Annotated in this window: 2 protein-coding genes; one reads left to right on the top strand and one right to left on the bottom strand. The window is 70.9% G+C overall.

Annotated elements, in window-relative coordinates; all coding sequences use genetic code 11:
- Nucleotides 1–51: 51 nt before the first annotated feature.
- Nucleotides 52–894, bottom strand: a complete 843-nt coding sequence (chrB, locus tag ACY0MR_RS03030; protein WP_388794155.1) for a 23S rRNA (guanine(748)-N(1))-methyltransferase ChrB — start codon at nucleotides 892–894, stop codon at nucleotides 52–54.
- Between the two features lie 294 nt (nucleotides 895–1188).
- On the opposite strand from chrB, the gene ACY0MR_RS03025 reads away from it, so the two are divergent.
- Nucleotides 1189–14355: an SDR family NAD(P)-dependent oxidoreductase gene (locus ACY0MR_RS03025; protein WP_473558926.1), complete on the top strand. Its 13167-nt coding sequence runs from the start codon at nucleotides 1189–1191 to the stop codon at nucleotides 14353–14355.
- Nucleotides 14356–14420: the final 65 nt, after the last annotated feature.

Raw genomic sequence — 14420 nt, 5'->3', positions numbered from 1 at the left:
CGGGCCCGGAAGCCGCACGCCCGCCGGCCGACGGGTCCCGGGACCGCGCCGCTACGCAGACAACCGGTAGGCGGAGAGCCGCACGGAGAGCGTGACCCGAGTCGGCACCGGCAGCCGCTGGATCGTCTCCAGATCCCGCTGCGCGTCACGGTGCCAGGCATTGGGCCCCATGCCGACCAGGTGCGCCAGAGCCTGGTGGTCGAGAGCCATGGTCCGGGTCAGCTCCTCCGTGGCGACGGCCGAGAAGTGCGGGGCGAGCTGCTCCGCGAGACGCGACTCCTTGCCCTCGTCCACCTGCAGCAGGCCGAGGGCGCCGATCACCTCCCGCAGGTGATCGGGCAGAGGAGTGACAACCAGGAGGACGCCACGGGGATGGAGAACGCGATGCAGTTCAGGACCGTTGCGGGGAGCGAACGTGTTGATCACCATGCCGGCTGCGGCATCCCGCAGCGGAAGCGTCTGCCAGGCGTCGGTCACCGCGGCCGCGATCCGCGGATGCGCCTTCGCGGCACGCCGCACGGCGTACTTGGAGATGTCCAGCAGCAGGCCCTCGGCATCGGGGAACGCTTCCATGACCCTGGCGTGATAGTGGCCCGTCCCCCCACCGATGTCGACCACACAGCCGGGCACGGCCGGATCGGCCGTCCGCCGCGCCAGATCGACCAGCGCATCCATCACGGGGTCGTAGTGACCCGCCGACAGGAATGCGTCCCGGTCCTCCACCATTTCCTTTGTGTCGGCCCGCAGCTTCGTCGCCCTGGGAAGCAGATTCACATAACCCTGCTTCGCGATGTCGAAGGAGTGTCCGGCGGGGCAGAAAAGTGCGCGGTCGCCCTGATCCAGCGAAGCACCGCAGTGCGGGCAGGCGAGGTAGCGCACGATCCTGTTGAGCATGGGGCACCGTTCCTTCGGGCGAGTCGGCAGACCGGCCAACCCTAACGCAGGCGCCCGGCCGCCCACCGCCCGGCGCAGGGCCGACGAACCACCGTGACGTGCACCAGCCGCGCGTGAACCCCTCATGCGCGCACCCTACGGAAATCGGCAGGCCAACCGGCGATTCCTACTGGAATTCCGAGCGAACGGCCTCACGGTATTTCCCCGCTGTATTTCCTCGCCTAATTAAGCGAATCCCGGCAGTCGACCTGCTCTGCCGGCGTGACAGCCCCTATCGATCGACCAGGAGTTTCGATGGCCCCGAAGAGTGGTGCGCAGCGTTCGAGCGACATAGCCGTCGTCGGCATGTCCTGCCGCCTTCCGGGGGCACCGGGCATCGACGAGTTCTGGCATCTGCTGACCACCGGAGGCAGCGCGATCGAGCGTCGCGCCGACGGCACCTGGCGCGGCTCCCTGGAAGGAGCCGCGGACTTCGACGCCGCCTTCTTCGACATGACCCCCCGCCAGGCCGCCGCCGCCGACCCGCAGCAACGACTCATGCTGGAACTCGGCTGGACGGCCCTGGAGAACGCAGGGATCGTCCCCGGCGGCCTCGCCGGCACGGACACCGGCGTCTTCGTCGGCATCGCGGCCGACGACTACGCGGCACTCCTGCACCGGTCCGCGACCCCCGTCAGCGGGCACACCGCGACGGGCCTGAGCCGGGGCATGGCCGCCAACCGCCTCTCCTACCTCCTGGGCCTGCGCGGTCCCAGCCTCGCGGTGGACAGCGCGCAGTCCTCCTCGCTCGTCGCGGTCCACCTGGCCTGCGAGAGCCTGCGCCGCGGCGAGTCCGACCTCGCGATCGTCGGCGGCGTCAGCCTGATCCTCGCCGAGGACAGCACGGCGGGCATGGAGCTCATGGGCGCGCTCTCGCCGGACGGCCGCTGCCACACCTTCGACGCACGCGCCAACGGCTACGTACGCGGTGAGGGCGGAGCCTGCGTCGTCCTCAAGCCCCTGGAGCGGGCACTGGCCGACGGGGACCGCGTCCACTGCGTCGTCCGAGGAAGCGCCGTCAACAACGACGGCGGCGGCTCCACCCTGACCACACCCGACCGCGAGGCCCAGGCTGCCGTCCTGCGGGCGGCGTACGAACGGGCCGGGGTCGGCCCGGACCAGGTGTCCTACGTCGAACTGCACGGTACGGGGACGCCGGTCGGCGACCCCGTCGAGGCGGCGGCTCTCGGCGCGGTCCTCGGCACGGCCCAGGGCCGTAACGCACCGCTGTCCGTGGGATCGGTCAAGACGAACGTCGGCCACCTGGAGGCGGCCGCGGGCCTCGTGGGATTCGTGAAGGCCGCCCTGTGCGTCCGTGAGGGCGTGGTGCCGCCGAGCCTGAACCACGCGACGCCCAACCCTGCCATCCCCATGGACCGGCTCAACCTGCGCGTACCCACGCGACTGGAGCCCTGGCCGCACGCGGACGAGCGGGCGACCGGCCGGCTGCGACTGGCCGGCGTCTCGTCCTTCGGCATGGGTGGGACGAATGCGCATGTGGTGGTGGAGGAGGCGCCGGTTCCGGAGGGCGGGGAGGCGGTCGGGGGCGGTGAGCCTTTGGCTGTGGTGCCGGTGGTGGTGTCGGGTCGTTCTGCTGGTGCGGTGGCGGAGCTGGCGGGCCGGGTCAGCGAGGTCGCTGCGTCTGGTGGGTTGGTGGATGTGGGGTTGTCGTCGGTGGTGTCGCGGTCGGTGTTCGAGCACCGGTCCGTGGTACTCGCGAAGGACTCTGCTGAGCTGAGTGCAGGTCTGGATGCTGTGGCCGGTGGGGTGCCGTTGCCTGGTGTGGTGTCGGGTGTGGCGTCGGGTGAGGGTGGCCGGTCGGTGTTCGTGTTCCCGGGTGCGGGGGCGAAGTGGGCGGGGATGGCGCTCGGGTTGTGGGCGGAGTCGGCCGTGTTTGCGGAGTCGATGGCGCGGTGTGAGGCGGCGTTCGAGGGGTTGGTGGAGTGGCGTCTGGCGGATGTGCTGGGTGATGGGGCTGCGTTGGAGCGTGAGGACGTGGTGCAGCCGGCGTCGTTCGCGGTGATGGTGTCGCTGGCGGCGTTGTGGCGGTCGTTGGGTGTGGTGCCGGATGCGGTGGTGGGGCATTCGCAGGGGGAGATCGCTGCGGCGGTGGTGGCGGGTGGTCTGTCGTTGGAGGACGGGGCGCGGGCGGTGGTGTTGCGTGCGCGGGTGGCTGAGGAGGTTTTGTCGGGTGGGGGGATTGCTTCGGTGCGTCTTTCGCGGGCCGAGGTGGAGGAGCGGTTGGCGGGTGGGGGTGGTGGGTTGAGTGTGGCGGTGGTGAATGCGCCGTCGTCGACGGTGGTGGCGGGTGAGTTGGGGGAGTTGGAGCGGTTTGTTGCGGCGTGTGAGGCGGAGGGGGTGCGGGCGCGTCGGCTGGAGTTCGGGTATGCGTCGCATTCGAGGTTCGTGGAGCCGGTGCGTGGGCGGTTGTTGGAGGGGTTGGCCGATGTTCGTCCGGTGAGTGGTCGGATTCCGTTCTATTCGACGGTGGAGGCTGCGGAGTTCGATACGGCGGGTCTGGATGCGGGGTACTGGTTCGGGAATCTGCGTCGGCCGGTTCGTTTCCAGGAGACGGTCGAGCGGTTGCTGGCGGATGGTTTCCGGGTGTTCGTGGAGTGTGGTGCGCATCCGGTGCTGACGGGTGCGGTGCAGGAGACCGCGGAGGCCGTGGGCCGGCAGGTCTGCTCAGTGGGTTCCCTGCGTCGTGACGAGGGAGGTCTCCGTCGCTTCCTGACCTCTGCGGCGGAGGCGTTCGTCCAAGGGGTGGAGGTGTCCTGGCCGGCACTGTTCGACGGCACCGGCGCCCGTATCGTCGACCTGCCCACCTATCCCTTCCAACGCCGCCACTACTGGGCACCCGATGGCTCTGCGTCGGCAGCGCCCACATGGGACACCCGACCGGACGAGAACGCCGCCGTTCCATCGGACACGATCGATCTCGCGGGACAACTTCGCGCGGACATGGCGTCGTTGCCCGCCACCGAGCAGATCGCGCGGCTGCTCGACCAGGTACGCGACGGTGTCGTCAGCGTCCTCGGACTGGACGCCCGGGACGAGGTGCGCGCGGAGGCGACGTTCAAGGAACTGGGCGTCGAATCGCTGACCGGCGTCGAGCTGAAGAACCACCTCCGTGCCCGGACCGGACTGCACGTCCCCACCTCGCTGATCTACGACTGCCCGACTCCCCTCGCCGCCGCTCACCACCTCCGTGACGAGCTCATGGGCCGACCCGCGGAGCAGGCCGACATCCACGCCGGCATCCCGGTCGACGAGCCGATCGCGATCGTGGGGATGGGGTGCCGTTTGCCGGGTGGGGTGTCGTCGCCGGAGGGGTTGTGGGATCTGGTGGTGTCGGGGGTGGATGCGGTTTCTCCGTTCCCGACGGATCGGGGTTGGGATGTGGGGGGTCTGTTCGATCCTGAGCCGGGGGTGCCTGGGCGTTCGTATGTGCGTGAGGGCGGGTTCCTGCATGAGGCGGGGGAGTTCGACGCGGGGTTCTTCGGTATTTCTCCGCGTGAGGCGTTGGCGATGGATCCGCAGCAGCGGTTGTTGTTGGAGACGTCGTGGGAGGCGTTGGAGCGGGCGGGTATAGATCCGCACTCGCTCCGCGGTTCACGGACCGGCGTCTACGCCGGAGTGATGGCCCAGGAGTACGGCCCCCGACTCCACGAAGGCGCAGACGGATACGAGGGCTATCTGCTGACCGGATCCTCCAGCAGTGTCGCCTCTGGTCGTATCTCGTATGTGCTGGGTCTGGAGGGGCCGGCGGTGACGGTGGACACGGCGTGTTCGTCGTCGCTGGTCGCGCTGCACCTGGCCGTGCGGGCGCTGCGCAGCGGTGAGTGCGACCTCGCCCTCGCCGGCGGCGCGACCGTCATGGCCGAACCTGGCATGTTCGTGGAGTTCTCACGGCAGCGCGGGCTCTCTGCCGACGGACGGTGCAAGGCGTACTCGGACTCGGCCGACGGCACGGGCTGGGCCGAGGGTGCGGGTGTGCTGGCGGTGGAGCGGTTGTCGGATGCGGTGCGTCACGGGCGTCGGGTGCTGGCGGTGGTGCGTGGTTCGGCGGTGAATCAGGACGGTGCGAGCAACGGACTGACGGCGCCGAACGGGCGGTCCCAGTCGCGTTTGATCCGTCAGGCGTTGGCGGATGCGCGGTTGGGTGTGGGTGATGTGGATGTGGTGGAGGGCCACGGCACGGGGACGCGTCTGGGTGACCCGATCGAGGCGCAGGCGTTGCTGGCGACGTATGGGCAGCGGGATGCGGGTCGGCCTTTGCGGCTTGGTTCGCTGAAGTCGAACGTGGGGCATACGCAGGCGGCTGCCGGTGTGGCGGGCGTGATCAAGATGGTCATGGCGATGCGGCACGGGGTCCTGCCGAAGACGCTGCACGTGGATGAGCCGACGGCGGAGGTGGACTGGTCGGCGGGAACCGTTGCTCTGCTGACGGAGCAGGAGGCGTGGCCGCGTGGCGAGCGTGTGCGGCGAGCCGGAGTCTCCTCGTTCGGTGTGAGTGGGACGAATGCGCACGTGGTGGTGGAGGAGGCGCCGGTTCCGGAGGGCGGGGAGACGGCCGGGGGCGGTGAGCCTTTGCCTGTGGTGCCGGTGGTGGTGTCGGGTCGTTCTGCTGGTGCGGTGGCGGAGCTGGCGTGCCGGGTGAAGGAGACGGCTGGTTCTGGTGGGTTGGTGGATGTGGGGTTGTCGTCGGTGGTGTCGCGGTCGGTGTTCGAGCACCGGTCCGTGGTTCTTGCGGCGGACTCTGCCGAGCTGAATGCCGGTCTGGTTGCTGTCGGGGCTGGTGTGCCGTCGCCTGGTGTGGTGTCGGGTGTGGCGTCGGGTGTGGCGTCGGGTGAGGGTGGCCGGTCGGTGTTCGTGTTCCCTGGTCAGGGGACGCAGTGGGCGGGGATGGCGCTCGGGTTGTGGGCGGAGTCGTCGGTGTTCGCGGAGTCGATGGCGCGGTGTGAGGCGGCGTTCGCCGGCTTGGTGGACTGGAGTCTGGCGGATGTGCTGGGTGACGGGTCTGCGTTGGAGCGGGTCGATGTGGTGCAGCCGGCGTCGTTCGCGGTGATGGTGTCGCTGGCCGAGCTGTGGCGGTCGTTGGGTGTGGTGCCGGATGCGGTGGTGGGGCACTCCCAGGGGGAGATCGCTGCTGCGGTGGTGGCGGGTGGTCTGTCGTTGGAGGACGGGGCGCGTGTGGTGGTGTTGCGTGCGCGGTTGATCGGCCGTGAGCTGGCCGGGCACGGTGGGATGGCGTCGGTGGCGCTGCCGGTCGCTGCGGTGCAGGAGCGGCTGGCGGGGTGGGCGGAACGCCTGGGTGTCGCGGTGGTCAACGGACCGTCCGCCACCGTCGTCGCCGGCGATGTGGATGCGGTGGCGGAGTTCGTGACCGCGTGCGAGACGGAGGGGGTCCGGGCGCGTGTTCTGCCGGTGGACTATGCCTCGCACTCGGCGCACGTGGAGGACCTGAGGGCCGAACTGGAACAGGTTCTGGCCGGTATCCGCCCGGTGACCGGTGAGATCCCGTTCTATTCGACGTCCGAAGCCGCGCAGATCGACACGGCTGGTCTGGACGCGGGGTACTGGTTCGGGAATCTGCGTCGGCCGGTCCGTTTCCAGGAGACGGTCGAGCGGTTGTTGGCGGATGGTTTCCGGGTGTTCGTGGAGTGCGGCGCGCACCCGGTACTGACGGGTGCGGTGCAGGAGACCGCGGAGGCCGTGGGCCGGGAGGTGTGTGCGGTCGGCTCCCTGCGTCGTGACGAGGGAGGTCTCCGTCGCTTCCTGACTTCTGCGGCGGAGGCGTTCGTCCAAGGGGCCGAGGTGTCCTGGCCGGCACTGTTCGACGGCACCGGCGCCCGCACGGTCGACCTGCCTACCTACCCCTTCCAGCGTCGGCGTTACTGGCTGGAGTCACGTCCTCCTGCGGCGGTTGTTCCGTCGGGGGTCCAGGACGGATTGTCGTATGAGGTGGTGTGGAAGAGTCTGTCGCTGTCGGAGTCGTCGCGTCTTGACGGCCGGTGGCTGCTCGTCGTGCCCGAAACCCTGGACGCCGACGGCACGCGGATCGCCCACGACCTTCAGCACGCCCTCACCACCCACGGCGCCACGGTCTCCCGTCTGACGGTCGACGTGACGACGACCGACCGCGCCGACCTGTCGGCGCGGCTCACCACCACCGCGGCCGAAGACCAGGAACCGCTTGGGCGAGTGGTGTCCCTCCTGGGGTGGGCCGAGGGAGTACGGGCCCATGGCCCGAACGTACCGACTTCCATCGCCGCCTCCCTGGCACTCGTGCAGGCCGTCGGCGATGCCGGGTTCGGTGTTCCGGTGTGGGCGGTGACGCGGGGTGCGGTGTCCGTGGTGCCTGGTGAGGTGCCGGAGACGGCGGGTGCGCAACTGTGGGCGTTCGGCCGGGTCGCCGGTCTCGAACTTCCCGACCGTTGGGGTGGTCTGATCGATCTCCCGGCGGATGCCGATGCGCGTACGGCGGGGCTTGCGGTGCGGGCCCTGGCCGCCGGGATCGCCGATGGTGAGGACCAGCTGGCGGTGCGCCCCTCGGGGGCCTACGGCCGGCGTGTCGTTCAGGCAGTCCACCGGGAGCCGTCGGGAGCGAAGACGGAGTGGCGACCGCGTGGCACCGTGCTCGTCACCGGGGGAATGGGCGCCATCGGCACTCGGGTGGCCCGCTGGCTGGCCCGGAACGGAGCCCAGCACCTGGTGCTGACCGGCCGCCGCGGTGCCGGGACCCCCGGCGCGGACGAGCTGGCGGGAGAGCTGAGGGCGTCAGGAGTCCAGGTCACGCTCGCCGCCTGCGACGTGTCCGATCGTGCCGCGCTGGCCGCGCTGCTCGACGCGCATCCGCCGACCGCCGTCTTCCACACGGCCGGTGTACTGAACGACGGAACGGTCGACACGCTCACTCCCGCTCACCTGGACGGGGTCCTGAGCCCCAAGGCGACGGCCGCCGTTCACCTGCACGAGCTCACCGCCCACCTGGACCTGGACGCCTTCGTCCTCTTCGCCTCCGTCACCGGCGTATGGGGTAACGGCGGCCAGGCCGGGTACGCCATGGCCAACGCGGCTCTGGACGCGCTCGCCGAGCAGCGCCGTGCCGGCGGACTTGCGGCGACCTCCATCAGTTGGGGCCTCTGGGGTGGCGGCGGCATGGCCGAGGGTGACGGGGAGGTGAGCCTCAACCGTCGTGGAATCCGCGCTCTTGAGCCCGCCACCGGCATCGAGGCGCTGCAGCGAACGCTCGACCAGGGCGCCACCTGCCGCACCGTCGTCGACGTGGACTGGGCTCAGTTCGCTCCTCGTACGGCGGCACTGCGGCGCGGGCGGCTTTTCGTGGATCTGCCCGAGGTGCGGCGTGTCCTGGAGTCCGACGGAGTTGCACGGCAGGAGGCCGGAACCGTCGAGCCGGGCGCCGTGCTCGCCGAGCGCCTCGCATCGCGCTCGGAGGCCGAACAGCGCCGCACGCTCGTCGAGTTGGTACGAGCCGAAGCAGCTGCCGTCCTGCGTCACGACACGACGGACCTCCTGGCGCCGCGCAGGTCGTTCAAGGACGCCGGGTTCGACTCCTTGACCGCGCTGGAGCTCCGTAACCGGCTGAACACCGCCACCGGTGTCGTCCTTCCCGTCACCGTCGTCTTCGACCACCCGAACCCCGGTGCACTGGCGGACTTCCTGTACGGCGAAGCACTGGGCCTGTCCGCGGCCAGGCCTTCCGGGAGCGATACGGCCGACATGGCCCGCCCGGCCGCCGCCCCCGGAGAGCCGATCGCGATCGTCGGAATGGCCTGCCGTTACCCGGGCGAGGCCCGTTCTCCCGAGGAACTGTGGAAGTTGCTCATCGACGAACGGGACGTCATCGGCCCCATGCCCACGGATCGGGGTTGGGATGTGGCGGGTCTGTTCGATCCGGAGCCGGGGGTGCCTGGGCGTTCTTATGTGCGTGAGGGCGGGTTCCTGCATGAGGCGGGGGAGTTCGACGCGGGGTTCTTCGGTATTTCCCCGCGTGAGGCGTTGGCGATGGATCCGCAGCAGCGGTTGCTGCTGGAGACGTCGTGGGAGGCGTTGGAGCGGGCGGGCATCGATCCGCACTCGCTCCGCGGCTCACAGACCGGCGTCTACGCGGGGATGTTCCACCAGGAGTACGCGGCCCGGCTGCACGAGGCACCCGTGGAGTTCGAAGGTCACCTGCTGACGGGGACGTCCGGGAGTGTCGCTTCGGGTCGTATCTCGTATGTGCTGGGTCTGGAGGGGCCGGCGGTGACGGTGGACACGGCGTGTTCGTCGTCGCTGGTGGCGCTGCATCTGGCGGTGCGGGCGTTGCGGAGTGGTGAGTGTGACCTTGCTCTTGCGGGTGGGGTGACGGTGATGGCGGAGCCGGGTGTGTTCGTGGAGTTCTCGCGGCAGCGGGGGTTGGCCGCGGACGGGCGGTGCAAGGCGTTCGCGGCTGCTGCCGATGGCACGGGCTGGGCCGAGGGTGTGGGCGTGCTGGCGGTGGAGCGGTTGTCGGATGCGGTGCGTCATGGGCGTCGGGTGTTGGCGGTGGTGCGTGGTTCGGCGGTGAATCAGGACGGTGCGAGCAATGGGTTGACGGCTCCGAACGGTCCGTCGCAGCAGCGGGTGATTCGTCAGGCGTTGGCGGATGCGCGGTTGGGTGTGGCTGATGTGGATGCGGTGGAGGGGCACGGCACGGGGACGCGTCTGGGTGATCCGATCGAGGCGCAGGCGTTGCTGGCGACGTACGGGCAGCGGGATGCGGGTCGGCCTTTGCGGCTTGGTTCGCTGAAGTCGAACGTGGGGCATACGCAGGCGGCTGCTGGTGTGGCGGGCGTGATCAAGATGGTTATGGCGATGCGGCACGGGGTGTTGCCGAAGACGCTGCACGTGGACGAGGTCTCTCCGCATGTCGACTGGTCGGCGGGTGCGGTGTCCCTGCTGACGGAGCAGGAGCCGTGGCCCCGTGGTGAGCGCGTACGGCGGGCTGGTGTCTCCGCGTTCGGTGTGAGTGGGACGAACGCGCATGTGGTGGTGGAGGAGGCACCTGCTTCGGAGGCGCCGGTTGCGGGGGAGCTGGTGGGGCCGGGGGCTGTGGCGCTTCTTCCGGTGGTTCCGGTGGTGGTGTCGGGTCGTTCTGCTGGTGCGGTGGCGGAGCTGGCGGGCCGGGTGAGGGAGTCGGCTGGTTCTGGTGGGTTGGTGGATGTGGGGTTGTCGTCGGTGGTGTCGCGGTCGGTGTTCGAGCACCGGTCCGTGGTTCTGGCGGGGGACTCTGCTGAGTTGAGTGCGGGTTTGGATGCTGTGGCCGGTGGGGTGCCGTTGCCTGGTGTGGTGTCGGGTGTGGCGTCGGTCGGGGGTGGCCGGTCGGTGTTCGTGTTCCCGGGTGCGGGGGCGAAGTGGGCGGGGATGGGGCTCGGGTTGTGGGCGGAGTCGTCGGTGTTTGCGGAGTCGATGGCGCGGTGTGAGGCGGCGTTCGAGGGGTTGGTGGAGTGGCGTCTGGCGGATGTGCTGGGTGATGGGGCTGCGTTGGAGCGTGAGGACGTGGTGCAGCCGGCGTCGTTCGCGGTGATGGTGTCGCTGGCGGCGTTGTGGCGGTCGTTGGGTGTGGTGCCGGATGCGGTGGTGGGGCATTCGCAGGGGGAGATCGCTGCTGCGGTGGTGGCGGGTGGTCTGTCGTTGGAGGACGGGGCGCGGGCGGTGGTGTTGCGTGCGCGGGTGGCTGAGGAGGTTTTGTCGGGTGGGGGGATTGCTTCGGTGCGTCTTTCGCGGGCCGAGGTGGAGGAGCGGTTGGCGGGTGGGGGTGGTGGGTTGAGTGTGGCGGTGGTGAATGCGCCGTCGTCGACGGTGGTGGCGGGTGAGTTGGGGGAGTTGGAGCGGTTTGTTGCGGCGTGTGAGGCGGAGGGGGTGCGGGCGCGTCGGCTGGAGTTCGGGTATGCGTCGCATTCGAGGTTCGTGGAGCCGGTGCGTGGGCGGTTGTTGGAGGGGTTGGCCGATGTTCGTCCGGTGAGTGGTCGGATTCCGTTCTATTCGACGGTGGAGGCTGCGGAGTTCGATACGGCGGGTCTGGATGCGGGGTACTGGTTCGGGAATCTGCGTCGGCCGGTTCGTTTCCAGGAGACGGTCGAGCGGTTGCTGGCGGATGGTTTCCGGGTGTTCGTGGAGTGTGGTGCGCATCCGGTGCTGACGGGTGCGGTGCAGGAGACCGCGGAGGCCGTGGGCCGGCAGGTCTGCTCAGTGGGTTCCCTGCGTCGTGACGAGGGAGGTCTCCGTCGCTTCCTGACCTCTGCGGCGGAGGCGTTCGTCCAAGGGGTGGAGGTGTCCTGGCCGGCACTGTTCGACGGCACCGGCGCCCGTATCGTCGACCTGCCCACCTACCCCTTCCAACGCCGCCACTACTGGGCGCAGTCCTCGCCCGCCGGCACCGGCAGCTCCGCTGCGGCCCGCTTCGGGATGACCTGGGAGGAGCATCCGCTCCTCGGCGGCGCGCTGCCGCTCGCGGAGTCCGGTGAGCTGTTGCTCGTCGGGAGGATCTCCCCGACCTCCCACTCCTGGATCGCCGACCACACCGTGGCCGGGACCGCCCTGCTGCCCGGGACGGCCTTCGTCGACATGGCACTGCACGCCGCCGCGGTCGCAGGCTGTGCGGGTGTGGAGGAGCTGAGCATCGAGGCCCCGCTGCCGGTGCACGGCGGGATCCGGCTCCAGGTGGTGATCGACGAGCCCGACTCCTCCGCGCGGCGCCGCGTGAGCGTGTTCGCGAGGCCGGAAGAGGAAGACGGGGACGCCGGCCGCTGGACCCGACACGCCACCGGCGTGCTGACCCCCGACGCCGCCCCCGAGCCGGGCCGGCCGCAGTGGTGCCGGGAGGCCTGGCCGCCGAGCGGTTCCGTCCGGGTGCAGGCGTCGGAGCTCTACGACCGGTTCTCCGCGCTGGGATACGACTACGGCGAGGTGTTCGCCGGGGTCGAGGCCGTCTGGCTGCGCGAGGGCGAGGCCTTCGCCGAGGTCCGCCTGCCCACGAGCGCGGCGCCCGACGCCGAGCGGTTCGGGGTGCACCCCGGCCTCCTCGACGCGGCTCTGCACCCCTGGCTGCTGGGCGACTTCCTGTCGCGGCCCGACGGCGGATCCGTACTGCTGCCGTTCGCGTGGCGCGGCATCACGCTCCACGCGGCCGGTGCCGACGCGCTGCGGGTCCGTCTCGGACCGGCCGGAGAAGGCGCTCTGTCGCTCGAAGCCGTCGACCTCTCCGGTGCCCCCGTGCTGTCGATGGACGCGCTGGTGCTGCGTCCGCTCGCCCAGGACCGGCTGGTGGAACTGGTCGGCGGCACGACCTCCACCCCGCTGTACCGCGTGGACTGGCAGCGGAGCCCGATCGCGAGGACGGCGCCGTCGGCCGCGGGGCTCTTCGGCTCCCTCCCGTCCGGTGCCGTCCGTCGCTGGGCGGTCGTCGGGCAGGGCGGTGTCGCCGCCCGGTACGCGACGGCGGAACCCGGCACGGGGTGCGTCGGGGTCTTCCCCGACCTGGACGCACTGCGTACGGCGCTGGACTCCGGAGCGGACGGCCCCGACATCGTCCTCGCCGACTTCGGGGCCCGGCCAGGCGGCGCCGCGCCGCACGGGACGGATCCGGCCGACGGCGCACGCGACACGGTCCGGCGGGGGCTCGCCCTCATACAGGGCTGGCTTTCCGACGAGCGCTTCGCCGCCGCGCGTCTCGCCGTGCTCACCGAGCACGCCGTCGCCACCGAGGCGGACACGCGCCGGACGGACCTCGCGGGCTCGGCACTGTGGGGGCTGATGCGTTCGGCGCAGACCGAGCACCCCGACCGCTTCGTCCTCGTCGACCACGACGGGCAGGACGCCTCGTACCGGACGCTGCCCACCGCGCTCGACAGCGGAACCCCCCAACTGGCGCTCCGAGCCGGGGAGACGCTGGCCCCCGAACTGGCAGTCCTGCCGAGTCCGGCCGACGGGGGCCCCGCGACAAGCGCGGCGTTCGATCCCGAAGGCACCGTACTCGTCACCGGAGCCACCGGCACCCTCGGCAGCTTGCTGGCCCGGCACCTGGTCACGGCACACGGCGTACGGCATCTGCTGCTGCTCAGCCGCAGCGGACGCGAAGCCGAAGGGGCCGCCGAACTGGAGCGTGAACTCCGCGGATCGGGAGCCCAGTTCCAGCTCCTCTCCTGTGACGCGACGGACCGGGCAGCGCTGAAGGAGGCCCTCGCCACCGTCCCCGCCGCCCACCCGCTGACCGCGGTGATCCACACGGCCGGCGTCCTCGACGACGGCGTCGTCGAGGCGCTGACCCCCGAACGGCTGGACCGTGTGCTGCGACCCAAGGCGGACGCAGCGCTGAACCTGCACGACCTGACCGAGGGAATGCCGCTGAAGGCGTTCGTCCTGTACTCCGGGGCGGTCGGACTGCTGGGTGGAGCAGGCCAGGCCAACTACGCGGCAGCCAACGCGTTCCTGGACGGCCTGGCCCAGCACCGGCACGCGCAAGGGCTGCCCGCGGTGTCCCTGGCATGGGGACTCTGGAGCGCCACCAGCACGTTCACCGACCATCTCGGCGAGGTGGACCTGCGGCGCATGGAGCGGTCCGGCATCACGCCGCTCACGGACGAGCAGGGCCTTGAACTGTTCGACCGGGCCCTCGGCGCCGCGGTGGACGCGCCGCAGATCTGCGTGATGGGGCTGGACACGGCGGCGCTGCGCCGGCAGGCAGCCGAGGACGGGACGGCTTCGATGCCTCCCCTGCTGCGTACGCTGGCGGCGCCTCCCGCACGGCGCGGCGCGGGGCGATCCGGCCGTGACGGACGGGCGGCTTCCGCCACGGACGCGCCGAGCCGGGCACAGGCCCTGCGCGAGCGACTGACGGGCCTGGACGCGGCGGCACGGCGGGACGAACTCCTGGTCCTGTCACAGGCGCAGCTGGCCGATGTGCTGGGCTTCGCCGACAAGACCGCGGTGGACCCCGTCCGCTCCTTCCGCGAGATCGGTCTGGACTCGCTGACCGCCGTCGAGCTGCGCAACAGGCTCGGTGTCGTCACCGGACTGCGGCTGCCGCCGGCGCTGGTCTTCGACCACCCCAACCTCGACGCGCTCGCGGCCCACCTGGCGGAGCTCCTCGCGGCGGAGGGCCGGGACGACGCGGGCGCCGCGGCGCTCTCGGGCATCGACGCCCTGGACCGGGCGGTCCGGGAGATGGCGGCCGACGACACGCGCCGTGACGCCGTCCGCCGACGCCTCGCGGAACTGCTGGCGGTGGTCGGCGACGCCCCGCGGGACGGCGGCCGCGCCCCACGGGCGGCCGCCGACACGGGAGGCCGCGACGCTCAAGCGGACCCCGACCTGCTGGGCCGGCTGGACTCCGCCTCCGACGACGATCTGTTCGCGTTCATCGAAGACCAGCTGTGAGCGGGACGCCGCGCGCGTTCCCCACCCGTCCCGAAGCGCCGCACCAGGCGCACTCGCACCGACAC

It is taken from the genome of Streptomyces sp. JN8 (assembly GCF_055808075.1).
Note: the sequence above shows the minus strand (reverse complement) of the source record. Positions and strands in the feature narration are given on the sequence as shown.

Excerpts from the sequence above, each read along its gene's own strand:
- chrB (WP_388794155.1), bottom strand. The coding sequence starts at position 894 with ATGCTCAACAGGATCGTGCGCTACCTCGCCTGCCCGCACTGCGGTGCT.
- ACY0MR_RS03025 (WP_473558926.1), top strand. The coding sequence starts at position 1,189 with ATGGCCCCGAAGAGTGGTGCGCAGCGTTCGAGCGACATAGCCGTCGTC.